Raw genomic sequence first — 15,748 nt, 5'->3', positions numbered from 1 at the left:
GCCTTTTGCAGCGCGCGCACTATTTTACCATTACCGAAACGATACTTTATTTTGTACCTTTGCACCGAATTTGAACGATCTGAATCAGATAACTATACATGGAAAGAGAAGTTAGAGTACGCTTTGCCCCAAGCCCAACCGGGCCTCTCCATATCGGTGGTGTGCGCACTGCCCTGTATAACTTTTTGCTGGCCAAGAAAACAGGCGGCAAAATGATCCTCCGCATCGAGGATACAGACCAGAACCGCTTTGTGCCCGGCGCCGAGGACTATATCCGCGAGTCGTTGGAGTGGTGCGGCATTGAGCTGGACGAAAGCCCATGGAAAGGCGGCCCTTACGCCCCTTACCGCCAGTCGGAGCGCAAGCCCATGTACATGCAGTATGCCCTGCAACTGGTAAACGATGGCCATGCCTACTACGCATTCGATACAGCCGAGGAGCTGGAGGAAATGCGCGAGCGCTTAAAAGCCGCCAAGGTTGCCACGCCGCAGTACAACGCCATTACGCGCATGACGATGAAAAACTCGCTCACGCTACCTGAGGATGAGGTAACCAAGCGCCTGGAGTCCGGCGACCCGTACGTGATCCGTTTGAAGGTGCCCCGCAAAGAGGAAGTACGCCTGAAAGACATGATCCGTGGCTGGGTAATGGTACACTCTTCTGCCATAGACGATAAAGTATTGATGAAGTCTGATGGAATGCCGACTTACCACTTGGCCAACATCGTGGATGACCACCTGATGAAGATCACCCACGTGATCCGTGGGGAGGAGTGGTTGCCGTCTGCGCCGCTGCATGTGCTGTTGTACCGCTACCTAGGCTGGGAAGATACTATGCCTGAGTTTGCGCACTTACCACTGCTGCTAAAGCCAGACGGAAACGGCAAGCTAAGCAAACGCGACGGCGACAAACTGGGCTTCCCGGTGTTCCCACTGCGTTGGCAAGACCCGAACACCGGCGAGGTATCGTCGGGTTACCGTGAGAGCGGCTACCTGCCGGAAGCCTTTACCAACTTCCTGGCCTTTTTAGGTTGGAACCCAGGTACACAGCAGGAGTTGTTTTCAATGGATGAGTTGATTCAGGAGTTTACTGTAGAGCGCATTGGCAAGTCCGGTACACGTTTCGATATACAAAAAGCCCGTTGGTTTAACGAGCAGTACCTGCGCGCCAAGCCAGACAGCGAGTTGGCAGGCTACCTGATCAAAGCACTGGAAGAGCATAGCATCAGCACAACGCAGGAGAAAGCCGAGAAAATTGCCGGTTTGATGAAGGAGCGTGTGTCGTTTCCGCAGGATTTCTGGAAAGAGGCTGAGTATTTCTTTGTAGCGCCGGAGGAGTATAGCGAGAAAGTGGCCTCTAAGAAGTGGAACAGCCAGTCGGTTGCCGTTTTCGAGGATTTCAAGAACGAGCTGCCATCGCTGGAAAACTTCAACGCCGATACGATAAAAGAGCTGCTGCTAAACGTACTAGAGCGCCACGGCATGAAAATCGGGCAGGTAATGCAGGCGCTTCGCCTGGCTGTAACCGGCGCTGAGGCCGGCCCAGACCTGATGCACATCATCGAGGTGATTGGCCGCGAGGAAACGATGCAGCGCATCGAAACCGCTATCAGTAAACTGAACAGCTACGTTTCAGAATAACACATAAATCACTGAAGTATAAAAAGGCTGGCCCGTGGGTCAGCCTTTTTTAATGCCCTTTGCCCAGCCGCTGCAACAAATTGGCCCTGCCTTGCTTATACATCTAAAGTATAACCAGACGAGCAACATCATGGCTAAGAATAAAAAGGAAAGTAAAAACGAGAAGAAAAAGTCGCGGGTGCACAAAGACTTGGAGGGCTTTGAGATTAAAGTGAATGAGCACGGTGAGATCATATCGAACTACAGCATCGACAAAATTAATGACTTCCTGAATCAAAACGTGGATGACAAAAAGCTGATGAAGCGCAATGCCGCCGAGAAAGCCAAACGCGAAGAAGAAGAGGCTTTCCATGTGGAGGAAAATGAGGAAGCCGAGGAGACCGACGAGGATTTTGTGCGCAACACCAACGCCACCTCCGATGAGGAAGATGATAAAACACTGCCCAAAGCCAAACGCAAAAAAGGCGATGACGACGATGACGAGGAGGAAGACTGAGCAGCGACGGCAAGTATAAATGCAAGGCGGAAGCGGGATGCCACATAAGGCGACAACCGCTTCCGCTTTTTTATTTAATTCGCTATCTTTCTATTATCACACAACATCTGCAAAACTATGAGAAATTCACACGAGATAGATTACAAGGTATTTGGCAACGACATACAGGTACTGGAAATTGAGCTTGACCCTAACGAAACGGTGATTGCCGAAGCGGGCGCCATGGTATACATGGAAGACGGCATTGATTTCCAGACAAAAATGGGTGATGGCTCCAACCCAAGCCAGGGCTTTTTGGGCAAACTTGTTTCTGCGGGCTCGCGCATGATTACCGGCGAATCGCTGTTTATGACGCACTTTACCCACCGCGGCTACGGCAAGAGCCGCGTGGCTTTCTCGGCTCCTTACCCCGGCACCATCTTGCCCGTAAACCTGAGCACCATCCGAAACCATACTTTAATTGCGCAGAAAGACGCATTTCTGGCAGCTGCGCTAGGCACCAAGCTTAGCATCCACTTTAACCAAAAATTTGGTTCCGGGCTATTTGGCGGCGAGGGCTTTATACTTCAGAAGATGCAAGGCGATGGGCTCGCTTTTTTACATGCTGGCGGTACCATCGTGGAAAAGCACCTGAATAACGAAACCCTGCGCGTGGATACAGGCTGTGTGGTTGCATTTGAGGAAGGTATAGATTTTAGCGTACAGCGCGCTGGCGGCTTAAAGTCCATGATTTTTGGCGGCGAAGGCTTGTTCCTGGCAACGCTCCGCGGTACAGGCAAAGTATGGCTGCAATCTATGCCAGTGAAAAAGCTGATTGAGGCGCTTATGCCTAGAGGCGAGAATGCCAACAAGGAAGGCGGCTTCTTCAGCAGCTTTATGGAATAGCAGTCCACTACTTAGGAACAGGAACTATGCGACAATTTCTTTGATTTGTTATATTACTTTCATAAAAATCAACTAACAACCTATGACAACAGGTATCAACAATGTATGGCAGCCTATTAATAAAGCGCTGACTATTGTAAACCTTATTTTGCTTGCCATCTTAACGACTAACTTCGTGCGCTATAAGGAGATCAAAGACAAAAAGGTACCTGTTGTAGCTAACGTTTTTTTGCTTCTGTTCCTGAGTGCAGGCCTTGTTGCCGCACTTTACTCCTTTAGGTAGTATTAATAACATAAGTACAAGCTTATTAATTTAAAATGCCCGGCAGGTATAAAACTGCCGGGCACTTTGCATTTCTTATACTTTATACTTCTGATCGTTTAAGGTACGAGCTGCAAGCTCGCACCAGCGGAGGAATGCAATTACCCGGAAGCTCCTAAAACCCAAACCGCCCGACAGGTTTATATTTGCCGGGCGGTTTGGGTTACAATACATTGAAGTATAATTTGTAGAGTATAAACCTATTGATGTTTAGATGAGATGCTTAGGTAGAGCCATACTTTTCTGCGGAGCAGAAAGCAAGTTGAAAACTTGCAGCCATGCAAACCCACAAGTTACGCTCTGCTAAACTTGCGGGATACCAGGTATAACTTTCTAACCTTTTAACTTTCTAACTTTCTAACACCTAAACTCTCTAACTCCCTACGCTTCCATTCCATTCACCTGCATGATCTCTTCCAAGTGTTCGCGGGTGTTACTGAGGCGGGGCACTTTGTGCTGGCCACCCAGTTTGCCTTTGTGGCGCAGCCAGTTCAGGAACGTGCCTTCCGGGGCGGCATGCACCAAAGGCTTTTGCAAGGCAATGTCGTTTTGGCGTTTGGCGTCGTAGTCGGAGTTTACGGTGCGCAGCGTTTCGTCCAGCACCTCGGTGAAGGTTTGCAGGCTGCTAGGCTCCTTCTCGAACTCGATCAGCCATTCGTGCCCGCCACGCTTGTCGCTTTCCAGGTAAATGGGCGCTGCCGTGAAGTTAGAGATAACGGCTCCTGTGGCCTGGCAAGCTTTGGTAATAGCTTCTTCGGCATTCTCCACAATCACTTCCTCGCCGAAGGCATTTATAAAGTGCTTGGTGCGCCCAGATATTTTAATTCGGTACGGATTTATACTTGTAAAGCGCACAGTATCGCCAATCTTATAGCGCCACAGACCTGCATTGGTAGAAATAACCAGCGCATAGTTCTTGTTGAGCTCCACTTCGTCCAGCGTCAGGGTTTTGGGCTGCTCCTCCTCAAACTGGTCCATTGGGATGAACTCGTAGTACACGCCATAATCCAGCATCAGCAGCATTTCGTCTTCGGTGCCGGCCTGGTCCTGTATCCCGAAGAAGCCTTCCGAAGCATTATATACCTCCAGGTAATTCATTTTTTCGGATGGGATGATGTCGCGGAACAGCTGGCGGTACGGCCCGAAAGCTACGGCACCATGCGTGAACAGCTCCAGATTAGGCCATACTTCCATAATATTACTCTTGCCAGTCACTTCCAGTATGCGCTTCAGCAGCACGTAGGTCCAGGTGGGTACGCCGCTCATGCTGGTCACGTTCTCGGGCACGGTTACCTCCACCATCTTCTCAATCTTTTCCTCCCACTTGTCCATTAGGGCTATTTTGAGTGGCGGGGTGCGTATGGCTTCGGCCCAGATAGGAAGATTTTGCATAATCACCGCCGACACATCGCCGCAGGATACTTTGGCGTTTAGCTCGCTGGGTTGGTGGCTGCCACCTATAGAGAGGCCCTTGCCGGTAAAGAGTTTGGTTTCGGGGTACAGGTTTACGTAAATAGAGAGCATGTCTTTGCCGCCTTTATAATGGCAGTCCTCCAAAGACTCTTGGCTTACAGGTATAAACTTGCTACGCGCGTTGGTAGTACCCGACGACTTGGCGAACCAGTCTATCTTGCCAGGCCACAGCAGGTTTTGCTCGCCTTTCATAACGCGCTCAAAGTATGGATACAGGTCCTCGTAGGTGCTAACGGGCACGCGCTCCTGAAACTCTCTCACGCTCAAGGTATCGCTATAGCCATACTTCTTGCCCCATTCGGTATTTTTTGCCGTGCCTACCAGGCCCTGAAACAGCTCCAGCTGTACTTCGTGCGGGTATTTCCGAAACAGATCGATGTCATGGATCCGCTTCTTCATCACCCACGTTAAAATTGAATTGATTATCTCCAAGGTTGTAATTGCTGATTGTTAATCGTTGATTGTTTTAGGCTAATCGCTAAGATTATCATTGGTTACTTTTATTAAACCATTTATTAGCTTAGGCAATTTTTGCAAGGCCACAAAGATGTGGTCATAATCTTGCTGCACTAGCAACTTCCTGACACGGCTTTTCTCATTCCAATCCAAGCACTCGTAAACAGACCCTCTGGCATAACGGTAAAAATTAATCTTATCTTTTTTACCATTTCGGCTAAACCCTTCCGCAATGTTTGCTGACACGCTATCTACAGCTGTAACAAATTGTATCCCAATACTTTTCTTGGCGAAATAATCCCACTGCTCTATTCTGAACCAAACAAAATTGCTTAAGGCAAAAGCTACCTTGTATGCCTCCAGATCGTTTAACTGCAAATGTTTTCTCTCTTGCATAGGACCGCATACGAGAAAAAACAATCAACAATTATCAATTCAACAATTTATATCTTCCTCTTCAGCTCGAAGTGTTTGCCGAGGTATACGCGGCGCACCTGTTCGTCGGCGGCCAGTTCTTCGGCGGTGCCGGCTTTCAGGATCTTGCCTTCGAAGAGCAGATAAGCGCGGTCGGTGATGGAAAGCGTTTCGTTTACGTTGTGGTCGGTGATGAGGATGCCGATGTTTTTGTTTTTTAGCTTAGCTACGATGCCTTGTATTTCCTCCACGGCAATGGGGTCTACGCCGGCAAAGGGCTCATCGAGCAGTACAAACTTCGGGTCTACGGCTAGGGCGCGGGCAATTTCGGTGCGGCGGCGCTCCCCGCCCGACAGCACGATCCCTTTGTTGTTGCGCACGTGCGTAAGCGAAAACTCCTCCAGCAATTCTTCTACTTTTTCGCGCTGCGCCTGCTTTGGCAAATCCGTCATTTCCAGCACCGAGAGGATATTCTCCTCTACTGTAAGCTGCCGGAACACAGAGGCCTCCTGCGCCAGATAACCTACACCTTTTTTGGCGCGCTTATACATGGGCAGGCTGGTAATGTCTTCTTTATCCAAGAATATCTTGCCTGTGTTGGGCTTCACCAGGCCTACGATCATGTAAAAGGATGTGGTTTTACCAGCTCCGTTTGGCCCCAAAAGCCCCACAATCTCGCCTTGGTTAACCTCTACGCTCACGTCGTTTACAACTGTGCGCGATTTATACTTCTTTATCAGGTGTTCTGCTCTCAGTATCATCGTGGCTAATTTACACATAAAGCCTGCATCGTGCAACGTGTGTGCCAGCTGGCAGGCCAGGGCAATGCATCGGCTTCTATATTAGAAAATTTCTATTAAAAAGAATTCAACAAACTGTATAATCATTAGGCTTGCCTATTGCCTCGTGCCGGATTAATATTTAATTTGTAACACCCTTACATCTACAACCTTACCTTATGCCGTTTACCTTATTATCTTTCTCACTTCAGAAGCTCGCTTTTTCTGGCTTACTGCTATACTCCAGCTTGGTAAATGTTTCCCCAGGCAATACAGGCTTACCCGACGAAGATGATAAATCCAAAGCGGCGGCATCGGCTTCGAGCAACACTACTGTTGTAAAAGGCATTGATGTATCTCGGTGGCAAAAGGAAGTAGACTGGTCGCTGGTGCGTGAGTCGGAGGTGTCGTTTGCGTTTGTGAAGGCTACGCAGGGCGACTTCCGGCTAGACCCATACTTTGCCCGCAACTGGGAGGAAACCAAACGCCACGGCATCAAGCGCGGTGCCTATCATTTTTACAAACCCGAGGCGGCCGTGCAAGACCAGATAAACCTGTTTACCAGCACTGTAACCCTGGAAGCCGGCGACCTGCCGCCAGTGCTCGATATTGAGGTATCGGACCCAAGAGTGAGCACCGAAAAGCTACGTAAGGACATTCGCACCTGGCTGGAGGGCGTAACGGTGCATTATGGTGTTAAGCCGATTATCTATACCAGCCAGAACTATTACCGCCGCTACCTGCAGGGCCACTTTCCGGAGTATCATTTCTGGATTGCCCGCTACAGCGACATTAAGCCCGATATCCACCATACCGACAGCTGGATGTTCTGGCAGTACACTGACCGCGGCTCCATTTCGGGCATCAACTCTGCTGTGGACATCAACTTCTTTGCCGGCGACTTTGACCAGCTCAGCTCCTTGTGCCTGCCCCAGCTAGCCTCATACGCTGACCTGGCCAGCCCCCTGAAACAGCTAAAGCACGTGCAGCCGCAACCGTAACAATTAATTGCTAAATTGTTTATTGCTAATTATTAGATTAACTAAGAAAGGCTCCCTTATCAGGAGCCTTTCTTAGTTAATACGGATGTCTTTGATGCGCAGCTGCAGGGAGATAACCCCACGGTATACGTTCTCCTCGATCGTGTAGCAAACATCAAACGGAATGCCTTTGCTGATCTTGTCGTAGTAATCGCCGAGGCCGAAGCCAATGGCGTCGATGCTGGTGAAACCGTCCTGGGTGAGGCGCAGCTTCAGGTGCGAATCGCCGACCACGCGCACGCTGCCGGTATCATACACACATTCCGACACAAACACCGGGCGCATGTTTCCCGGGCCAAACGGTTCCATCTGCCGCACAATGTTATAGAAATTGCGCGTGATCTGCTTCAGGTTCAGAGGCGCATCGATCTCGATCTGTGGAATTTTCTGCTCTTCAGTGATAGTACTGCTTACTACTTGCTCAAAGCGCTCTTTGAAGGCTTGTACGTTCTCCACAGGCATCGTTAGGCCTGCCGCATACATGTGCCCTCCAAATTGCTCCAAAAGGTCTGAGCAACTCTCTATGGCGCTATGCACATTAAAGCCGTGCACCGACCTAGCTGAGCCTGACGCTTTGCCGTTTGATTGTGTAAGTATGATGGTAGGCCGGTAGTAATGCTCGATGCAGCGCGACGCCACAATTCCGATCACACCTTTGTGCCAGGTTTCCTTAAACAGCACCGTAGAATTAGCCCCGCGCAGAAAATCATCCTGGGCAATCATCTGTAAAGCCTCTTTGGTAATGTTACTGTCTTTATCGCGGCGGGCTTTGTTGGACTCGTTAATGATGTCGGCCATTTTAAAGGCTTCTTCCTTGGTTTGGGCCAACAGCATGCGCACCGAGTTTTTGGCATCGCCCATGCGGCCGGCTGCGTTAATGCGTGGCGCAAAACCAAATACAATGCTCGTAATATCCATCTCGCTGCGGATATCGGCCAGCTCTTTCAGCGCATCCAGGCCGGGGCGCATCGGCTGCGGGCCGTTCAGGTGCTGCAAGCCATAGTATGCCAGTATGCGGTTCTCGCCAGTAATGGGCACAATATCGGCGGCTATACTTACCACCAGCAGGTCCAGCAGCTTGTATACTTCCTCTTGCTCAATATCGTTCTGTATGCAAAATGCCTGCAGCAGCTTAAAGCCTACGCCGCAACCCGACAGCTCTTTGTATGGGTACGGACAGTCTACCTGCTTTGGGTCGAGCACTGCCACGGCTTTGGGTATGTCCTCATCAGGTAGGTGGTGGTCGCAGATGATGAAGTCGATGCCTTTTTCGGTAGCCTCAGCCACCTTATTCGCCGACTTGATGCCGCAGTCCAGGCTAATGATCAGATTAAAGCCGTTTTCAGCGGCCCATTCTATACCCTGGCTCGAAACGCCATAGCCTTCTTTGTACCTGTCGGGGATGTAAAAATCGATGTTGGAGGTATAATTGCGCAGGAAACCATACATGAGCGCCACCGAAGTGGTGCCGTCCACGTCGTAGTCGCCATAAACTAGGATTTTCTCGTTGGAGTGCAGTGCGTTGTTGAGGCGGTTCACAGCCTTGGCCATGTCCTTCATCAGGAAAGGGTCGTGCAGATCCTGTAAGGATGGCCGGAAAAAGTGCTTGGCCTCGTCGAAGGTGCAGATACCGCGCTGGCAAAGTATGGAAGCCAACGTCGAACTGATTTTCAGCTGCTCTGTCAGCTGCTGCACTACCTCTGCCGGTGCCTCCTGGCTAATAACCCACCTTTTCTCCATAAACTTACTGCACTACACTATAGTCTGGCCGCAAAGGTAGCTATTTTAACATGATAATGGGTGAGCGGATGCCTCTGTCCAAAATCTCTTTGCGGTAATTTTGTTACTTTTGCTTAGTACAACAGGAATAGCAGTGAAACGATTCAGACGATTTTTCGAAAAGTATAAAAATTATTCCCTGGACCTGATCATGTATGGGTTCTTCCTGGTTTTTATACTTATCCTTTTTATTTTTTTTAGCTGATCGGCTTTAGTTAAGCTTATCGCCGCGCAGCTTCCGGAAGCGCTTGCGTGCCTCTGCGGTGTAAATGCTGCCCTGGTGTTTTACCAGCAGGTCGTTGTAAAGCTGCTGCGCCTTGTCTTTGTCTTTCAGGTTTTCCTCGTAAATGCGCCCTATCATGTAGAGTGCATCATCACTTAAGATATCATATTGCGGGTTGCTCACGATCTGCTGCAAGCTCTCCACTGCCTTTCCAAAATCACCTATACGCTCATAAAGCTTTGCCTTCTGGAAGTATACTTCATCCGTCAGGCTATGGCCAGGGTACTTTTGCAGCAGGACGTCCAGGGCCGTTAAAGCTTCTTGCACCTTGTTCTGGAATATCAGCAGATCAATTGCCGCATACTCCTGCATGGCTACGGCAGAGGTATCCAGGCCGGTATTATCTGTTATCAGCAGGCTCAAGTCCATGGCATCGTTGGCTATTTCGCGACTGGTGGCCAGCTTCAGGATATCCAGGTGGGCTTGCGCCAGCTCAAAGTCACCATTGTAGTAATTAAGGCGGGCATTCCGTAACTTGGCTTCATGCCCGATCGGAGTTTCTTTCTGCTCTTTCTCCACCTGCGAGTACAGGAGCGTACTTTCCCACGGCTCTCCTTTCAAGAGGTATATATCCCCCAGCGTGAGTTTGCTCTCTGCCACCAGCGCCGGGTTGGCGCGTGGCATCCGGATAGCCTCCTGCAGTAGTGCAATTGCCTTGTCTTTGTCATCGAGATAAAAGGCGTGGAGGCTGGCCATATGCTGCAACACCTCTGCCGTTTCCGGGCGCCGGCCAACCTCGTTTAGCAGCGCCTCATAATCAGCGATCAGTGCCTGTATCTTTGCGCGGTCCACCGGAAACGTATGTTGCACCTGAGCCTCGCGGGCATGTATGAGCCGCTGCCGGGCGGCAAGGTAGTATGGCCCCTCAGGGTACTCCTCCACTATGTATTGGTATGCCTCAATAGCGCCCTGATAGTCGTCGTTTTTCAGGCTGATGGCCCCTAAGTCCATCACGCGCGTGCCGCCGCTGCGGGTACGCTTATCTACAGCCCGGGCCTGCATCAGGGCGCTGTAAAAGTCTTTGCGCTGGATATACAGCCAGATCAGCATTTCGTTATAAGCCAGCTTATTCGGGTTTTGCTGCACGCGCAGGATCAGTTCATTCTCCAGCAGGTTGGCATTCTTCTCCTCCTGCAAACTGTTTTGCAGCCTGCTTTGCACGTACCCCAACTCGTTCTCGTTTTCCTGTAGCAGGTTTAACACTTCGGGGATTAGCTTATCTGTTTTCTGTCGGTAGGCATACAGCGCTATCAGCGGGCGGTTGAAGGCGTTAGGGTCGTTGCCGAGTTGGCGCCCGCGCAGGTATGCTTTCTCGGCATAATCAAACAGGTCGTGCTGCATAAACACGTTGGCCACCACAATTACCTCCTGGGGGTTCATACTTTCCAGCAGCTTGTCGAACTGCTTCTCGGCACCAGCTTTATCCCCGCTTGCCTGGTATACCAACCCAAGGTCAATTTCATAGCCGGGGTTTTCCGGGTAGCGCTTCATGGTTTTCTTCACCAGCTTCTCGGCCTCCTTGTAGTCGCGCTGGGCCAGCAGGGTCTTCAGGTAGTCGGGGTACACCACGTGGAACAGCCGCTGGTCGTTTATCAGCTTTCCGTACAGGGCTTCGGCTTTGGAATAGTCTCCCTGACTAAAGTACTCGCGGGCAAGTTCCAAGTCCTGCTGCTGCGCCTGCACGGCTGGCGCAGCAAGCAACAGGAAAAGCGGGAGCAACAAGGTATAAAGTAGCTTCATCTGCATACGTCTCTAAAATTATGGCCGAGTTTTATGGCTGCCATACTTCATTAACTATCAATATACTTAATCAGTTTGATTTTAATCGGCAGATTTGCCTGCGCCATATGGATTTATACTTGGCGCCAACGAAAAGAGCCACTCTTTTGCAGGAGTGGCTCTTCAGTTATACTTGTCCGGGTTTGATTAGAAGAATCTCACGCGGTTATCTTTGATATCTGCTTTCTCTTTGATCGCTTCGAAGGCGTTGCTTTCGGCACGGCCGGCGCGCGTCAGGCGAAGCTGCTCTTTTACGTTAGAGAAGTCATTGATCTCTGGCGCTGGCGTCAGGTTTGATAACTCTACGATCAGCACGCCGCCTTCGCCCTGGAACGGCGCAGTGCGGGCACCCGGCTTCAGGCCAAAGGCTTTACCAACGGCAACCGGTTCAACACCCAACCCTGGGATAGCGGCAGATGCGAACGTAACGTTATCAGCGGTTTTCACCATAGCGTCCGGGCCATAAGCAGCAGCGATTTGGTCTAGCGAGCCTTTTTGCCCTTTCAGTTTCGCAATGATCTGCTCGGCTTTTACCTCGCTGCGCACAGCAGCTGTAAGTTCGTCCTTGATGTCTTTGATCTCGGCGTAGCCTTTTTCGCGCTTACCGGTAAGGGTCGCCACCACAAACTGATCGTTGATCTCATACACCGGCGATACATCACCAACCTCGGTATCTTTTGCATACGTCCAGCGAACCAGCTCGCGTGCGTTAGACAGGTTGTTTACAAGCACCTGGTTTTTACCGATGTTTGAAGACTCCTCTTTTACCAGGGCTTTGTTTTTGGCGATATTCTCACGGAACTCCTCTGTGCTGCCGCTCGTGCCTGCCAGTTCATCGGCTACGGCATAGGCTGCATCACGGGTTGTTTCGCTCGGCTCAATAGCACGAACCAATGAGGCTACTTTGTATGAGCTCTTGGTTTTAGGCTCTGTAACCTTCACTATGTGGTAGCCATATTCCGTCTCGATCAAGTTAGGTAGTAAGCCTGTGCCACTGAAACCGAAGATAGCCTTGTCGAAAGCAGGAACCATTTGCCCTTCCGGGAACCAGCCCAGGTCGCCACCGCGCGATGCGGTACCGTCTGTGCCATACTGTACGGCCATCTGTGCAAAGTCAGCACCGCCTTTTATCTGGTTCAGAACATCCTGCGCCTTAGTTTTAGCAGCATCTTTTGCCTCTGGGGTATCGCCCTCGGGGCGAATCAGGATATGGCTTGCTTTGGCTGCGCTCTTCTCGGCATCCTTTGCATCAAGTACTTTAAATAGCGCTACAGAACCATTGCTGGTATATGGGCCGTAGATTTTGCCTTCCTGCAGCGGCAGTTGCTTGCGCAGTTCCTCTGGCAATTCGCCTGGCATGCGGTATGTGCCATCAAAAGGCTGGTCGGAGTTCGCGTTTACAAAGGCAGAGTCGTTTGGTGCGCTGGCGAACTGCTGTGTAATGGTAGCGATTTCCTGGTTATAGTATGTGCTGTCCTCTTTAGAGGCTGTAACTGGTATGGTTACAAACTCAATGGTGCGGCCAGCTTCTACTTTATAGAGTTCTTTGTTGCGCTCATAGTAATCCTTCAGCTGGGCATCAGTAACTTCTACCGCTGAGTCAGATACAGTAAAGTATGGCACATACAGCACTTTCATGCTGGCAGCCGTGTTCTGAGCCTGGTAGTAGTTTTTTGCCTCGGCAGCTGTTACGTAAACTGTTTTGCTTAGCAGGTTGGCATACTTGCTCTGCAGGCGGTCTGAGGCAATGCTTTGCTCAAAGTTAACCCACATGTCACGGGTGCCAGTTTGGTCCAGGTTCTGAAGATATTGCACTACCTGCGCACGGTCGAACTCGCCGGTTTGTGGGTTAGTGAATGCCTGCATTACTGCCGGGTGTATATTGTTGCCCTGCACCATGTCAGCCAGTTCTTCGTCTGTTACTTCCAGGCCCAGGCGGTCGTATTCTTTCTGAAGGGCAATTTTAAAGATCAGCTGGTTCCATGCCTGCTCGCGCAGCATTGCCAGTTCCCCTTCGTTGGCGGCACGGCCTACGCGGTTCTCATAGTCTGCCTTAACCTGCTGCAGTACATTGTCGAACTCCTGATAGTCGATTTCTTCGCCGGCTATTTCGCCTACTATGTTTGCATCGTTACCCAGCAGCCTCGAGTTTGGCCCTAGCAGGTCGCCGCCTACTACAAAAACACCAAGCCCTATGGCAATGGCGCCTACAGCCCAACCAGACTTCTCTCTAATCTTGTTAATTAATGCCATTCTTTATTTAACTTATAAAAGGATTGTGCAAAATAAGGTTAATCAAGCTAAAATTCAAAATTTTTATCTTCTAGTTTAACCTTGGGCATCTGCCTGAAAATCTGTGTTTTTTACTAGCTTCACGGCATTGATGCGGTTCTCGTCCATGGTAAGCACTGTAATTGTAAAAGGCGGCACCTTTACTTTATCGCCTGGCATAGGAATCTCACCTATTTCTGAGAATATAAGCCCCCCCAGAGTTTCATAATCGCCTTCCGGTAAGTCCAGTTCGTACTTTTCGTTCAGATAGTCTATTTCATGGCGGGCACTCAGAATGTACAGCCCCTTGTCCGGGATAACCTGCTCCATCAGGCCATTGCTCACGTCGTACTCGTCCTGTATCTCCCCAAATATCTCCTCTATCACGTCCTCCACCGTTACGATGCCCGACGTGCCCCCGAACTCATCCACGACCACGGCCACACTGCGGTGCTCCGACACAAACTTCACGAACAGCTCGCTGGCCAGCATACTTTCCGGTACCATACTTACTTGGGCAAGTATGTCGTTTATACTTTGTGGCTGCTTGAACATGGCCAGTTGGTGGCAATAGCCAATAATGTTGTCGATGCTGTCTTCGTAAACCAGTATTTTGGAGTGCCCTGTTTTGATGAAGGCTTCGCGCAGGGCCTCGATGGAATCCTGTACATCCACAGCCTCGATCTCGGTGCGTGGCACCATGCACTCCCGCACCTTCACGGTTTTAAACTCCAGGGCATTATGGAAAATCTGCGGGTCTACCTCCGGGGCGTGCTCCTGCTCCGGGTGGTACAAGCGGTTTTTGATGAAGGCATTGAGATCTGTGAAGCCGAAAACCGGCTTATCTTCCGAGAACTCGATCTTAAATACTTTTTCGGCCATCCACTTGCTCATACCCACAATCAGGTATACAACGGGCCACAGCAGGTAATACATCAGCAGGATAGGCACGGCCAGCACCTGCAGCATTTTGTTTGGGTTGATGGCGAAAAGGCTACGCGGCAGAAACTCCGCTGTCAGCAGCATTACCACTGATGCCACGACTACCTGCAATAGTAGCACCAGGAAGTTGAACTGCAGCGGTTCAGGCAGGTATAGGGTGAGCAGCTGATGGAGTACGCCGGCAATGGCAAAGCCATACAGCACCAGCGCCAGCGTATTGCCGATTAAAGCGGTACCCAGCAAGCGGGCCGGGCGCTGCAGCAGGTGCCAAAGTATACGGCCCGACAGCACGCCGTTCTTTTCGCTCAGCTCGATCTGGATTTTGTTTGCTGCCATAAAAGCCATCTCAATCCCCGAAAAGAAGGCGGAGAAAAGCAGTGCCGCAAACAGCAAGATGATCTGACTGGGGTCTATCATGGTTTATGATATTCGGTGATGTTACTTGGCGCTATCCTTTTTTTTGCTGTAGCGGTACAGCATATAGAAAACAAACCCGACCATAAAGATCCAGTAGTTACCGAGTATATCATCCTCTACAATGCTGCGATGCACGCCTATTACCATAGAAACAAAGGCGAGGGCCAGCAATATCATGTAAACAAGCCGTTGGTTCATTGCTCGTTAAAATTAAACTTACCTGTTACTTTTTTAATAGAGTATCTGGACAGGTCCTGGTTTGCCGTAAGCCCGGTGCCGGTCAGTACTTCTTCGGGCGTGGTGATCTTCACGAATTTATCGGTGTAGATCTGCGCCTTGTTTCTGTTCCAGAATAATTCTTCCGTCTCCAGCTTTTCCTGCTTCTTCAGGTTATGCACCACCACGTTGCCTCTGGCCGTGTACATGTTCTTATTGGGCTCCTGCTTGCCATAATTTCCTTTCAGGGTCGATTCCAGGTTGCCGGCCTCATCATAGAACTCGATGTAAAAACCTTTGGGAAACACGCCTTCGCCTCCTTCAAACTCCTGCTGGATGGGCGCTTGCAGCTTAATCATAAGCCTTGCCGAGTCGCTGTAGAGGGTGGTTACATCGTGGTTCTCGATTGTTGGCCCTGTGTACTTCTCCTCCTCGTCCGGGTTTTTTATGTCTCTCTCGCAGCCAAAGCTAACCAGAGCAACTATACTCATCATTAGCCCAGCCAGTAATCCTTTTTGTGTGCGCATCTTAAACTGCAGTTTCTGTCAAGTTAGCA

Annotated in this window: 14 protein-coding genes; 5 read left to right on the top strand and 9 right to left on the bottom strand. The window is 50.2% G+C overall.

The window, feature by feature from the left end:
• Positions 1-98 precede the first annotated feature (98 nt).
• The 4 genes from gltX to D1627_RS11315 all read left to right on the top strand — a co-directional run bounded on the left by gltX (position 99) and on the right by D1627_RS11315 (position 3,304).
• Positions 99-1,640 (top strand): glutamate--tRNA ligase, encoded by a 1,542-nt coding sequence (gene gltX / locus D1627_RS11330; RefSeq protein ID WP_119432347.1) that lies wholly within the window; start codon positions 99-101, stop codon positions 1,638-1,640.
• 52 nt (positions 1,641-1,692) lie between these two features.
• A complete protein-coding gene (locus tag D1627_RS11325) occupies positions 1,693-2,136 on the top strand; it encodes a hypothetical protein (protein WP_233555604.1) in 444 nt (147 codons plus the stop codon).
• Positions 2,137-2,253: 117 nt separating this feature from the next.
• Positions 2,254-3,021, top strand: a complete 768-nt coding sequence (locus D1627_RS11320; RefSeq protein ID WP_119432346.1) for a TIGR00266 family protein — start codon at positions 2,254-2,256, stop codon at positions 3,019-3,021.
• An 82-nt stretch (positions 3,022-3,103) separates the two neighbouring features.
• Entirely contained in the window at positions 3,104-3,304 is a 201-nt protein-coding gene (locus tag D1627_RS11315; protein WP_119432345.1) for a hypothetical protein, read from the top strand.
• Positions 3,305-3,724: 420 nt separating this feature from the next.
• Here the strand turns inward: D1627_RS11315 and D1627_RS11310 are convergent, their stop codons facing one another.
• The 3 genes from D1627_RS11310 to lptB all read right to left on the bottom strand — a co-directional run bounded on the left by D1627_RS11310 (position 3,725) and on the right by lptB (position 6,447).
• Positions 3,725-5,215: a GH3 auxin-responsive promoter family protein gene (locus D1627_RS11310; RefSeq protein WP_119432344.1), complete on the bottom strand. Its 1,491-nt coding sequence runs from the start codon at positions 5,213-5,215 to the stop codon at positions 3,725-3,727.
• 72 nt (positions 5,216-5,287) lie between these two features.
• On the bottom strand, positions 5,288-5,668 hold the full coding sequence (locus D1627_RS11305) for a four helix bundle protein (RefSeq protein WP_119432343.1): 381 nt from the start codon (positions 5,666-5,668) through the stop codon (positions 5,288-5,290).
• 47 nt (positions 5,669-5,715) lie between these two features.
• The gene (gene lptB / locus D1627_RS11300) at positions 5,716-6,447 is read right to left on the bottom strand and encodes an LPS export ABC transporter ATP-binding protein (protein WP_119432342.1); all 732 of its coding nucleotides are present in this window, start codon (positions 6,445-6,447) and stop codon (positions 5,716-5,718) included.
• Between the two features lie 197 nt (positions 6,448-6,644).
• Between lptB and D1627_RS11295 the strand changes: the two genes are divergently transcribed.
• Positions 6,645-7,466, top strand: a complete 822-nt coding sequence (locus tag D1627_RS11295; RefSeq protein WP_119432341.1) for a glycoside hydrolase family 25 protein — start codon at positions 6,645-6,647, stop codon at positions 7,464-7,466.
• A 72-nt stretch (positions 7,467-7,538) separates the two neighbouring features.
• On the opposite strand, the gene recJ is transcribed toward D1627_RS11295, so the two are convergent.
• From recJ to lptC, 6 genes are all read right to left on the bottom strand, one after another.
• Entirely contained in the window at positions 7,539-9,245 is a 1,707-nt protein-coding gene (gene recJ / locus D1627_RS11290; protein ID WP_119432340.1) for a single-stranded-DNA-specific exonuclease RecJ, read from the bottom strand.
• A 250-nt stretch (positions 9,246-9,495) separates the two neighbouring features.
• A complete protein-coding gene (locus tag D1627_RS11285; RefSeq protein WP_233555603.1) occupies positions 9,496-11,307 on the bottom strand; it encodes a tetratricopeptide repeat protein in 1,812 nt (603 codons plus the stop codon).
• Between the two features lie 186 nt (positions 11,308-11,493).
• Entirely contained in the window at positions 11,494-13,599 is a 2,106-nt protein-coding gene (locus D1627_RS11280) for a peptidylprolyl isomerase (RefSeq protein ID WP_119432338.1), read from the bottom strand.
• A 75-nt stretch (positions 13,600-13,674) separates the two neighbouring features.
• A complete protein-coding gene (locus D1627_RS11275; RefSeq protein ID WP_119432337.1) occupies positions 13,675-14,976 on the bottom strand; it encodes a hemolysin family protein in 1,302 nt (433 codons plus the stop codon).
• A 21-nt stretch (positions 14,977-14,997) separates the two neighbouring features.
• Entirely contained in the window at positions 14,998-15,174 is a 177-nt protein-coding gene (locus tag D1627_RS18355; protein ID WP_158607180.1) for a hypothetical protein, read from the bottom strand.
• The gene (gene lptC, locus D1627_RS11270) at positions 15,171-15,719 is read right to left on the bottom strand and encodes an LPS export ABC transporter periplasmic protein LptC (protein ID WP_233555602.1); all 549 of its coding nucleotides are present in this window, start codon (positions 15,717-15,719) and stop codon (positions 15,171-15,173) included. Before lptC ends, D1627_RS18355 begins: the two co-directional genes overlap by 4 nt.
• Positions 15,720-15,748: the final 29 nt, after the last annotated feature.

The sequence above is a fragment of the Pontibacter oryzae genome (assembly GCF_003576375.1).
Lineage (GTDB): Bacteria > Bacteroidota > Bacteroidia > Cytophagales > Hymenobacteraceae > Pontibacter > Pontibacter oryzae.
Note: the sequence above shows the minus strand (reverse complement) of the source record. Positions and strands in the feature narration are given on the sequence as shown.

Bases quoted from the DNA above. Each gene is read 5' to 3' on its own strand.
- gltX (WP_119432347.1), top strand. From the start codon at position 99: ATGGAAAGAGAAGTTAGAGTACGCTTTGCCCCAAGCCCAACCGGGCCT.
- D1627_RS11325 (WP_233555604.1), top strand. From the start codon at position 1,693: ATGCCCTTTGCCCAGCCGCTGCAACAAATTGGCCCTGCCTTGCTTATA.
- D1627_RS11320 (WP_119432346.1), top strand. From the start codon at position 2,254: ATGAGAAATTCACACGAGATAGATTACAAGGTATTTGGCAACGACATA.
- D1627_RS11315 (WP_119432345.1), top strand. From the start codon at position 3,104: ATGACAACAGGTATCAACAATGTATGGCAGCCTATTAATAAAGCGCTG.
- D1627_RS11310 (WP_119432344.1), bottom strand. From the start codon at position 5,215: ATGAAGAAGCGGATCCATGACATCGATCTGTTTCGGAAATACCCGCAC.
- D1627_RS11305 (WP_119432343.1), bottom strand. From the start codon at position 5,668: ATGCAAGAGAGAAAACATTTGCAGTTAAACGATCTGGAGGCATACAAG.
- lptB (WP_119432342.1), bottom strand. From the start codon at position 6,447: ATGATACTGAGAGCAGAACACCTGATAAAGAAGTATAAATCGCGCACA.
- D1627_RS11295 (WP_119432341.1), top strand. From the start codon at position 6,645: ATGCCGTTTACCTTATTATCTTTCTCACTTCAGAAGCTCGCTTTTTCT.
- recJ (WP_119432340.1), bottom strand. From the start codon at position 9,245: ATGGAGAAAAGGTGGGTTATTAGCCAGGAGGCACCGGCAGAGGTAGTG.
- D1627_RS11285 (WP_233555603.1), bottom strand. From the start codon at position 11,307: ATGAAGCTACTTTATACCTTGTTGCTCCCGCTTTTCCTGTTGCTTGCT.
- D1627_RS11280 (WP_119432338.1), bottom strand. From the start codon at position 13,599: ATGGCATTAATTAACAAGATTAGAGAGAAGTCTGGTTGGGCTGTAGGC.
- D1627_RS11275 (WP_119432337.1), bottom strand. From the start codon at position 14,976: ATGATAGACCCCAGTCAGATCATCTTGCTGTTTGCGGCACTGCTTTTC.
- D1627_RS18355 (WP_158607180.1), bottom strand. From the start codon at position 15,174: ATGAACCAACGGCTTGTTTACATGATATTGCTGGCCCTCGCCTTTGTT.
- lptC (WP_233555602.1), bottom strand. From the start codon at position 15,719: ATGCGCACACAAAAAGGATTACTGGCTGGGCTAATGATGAGTATAGTT.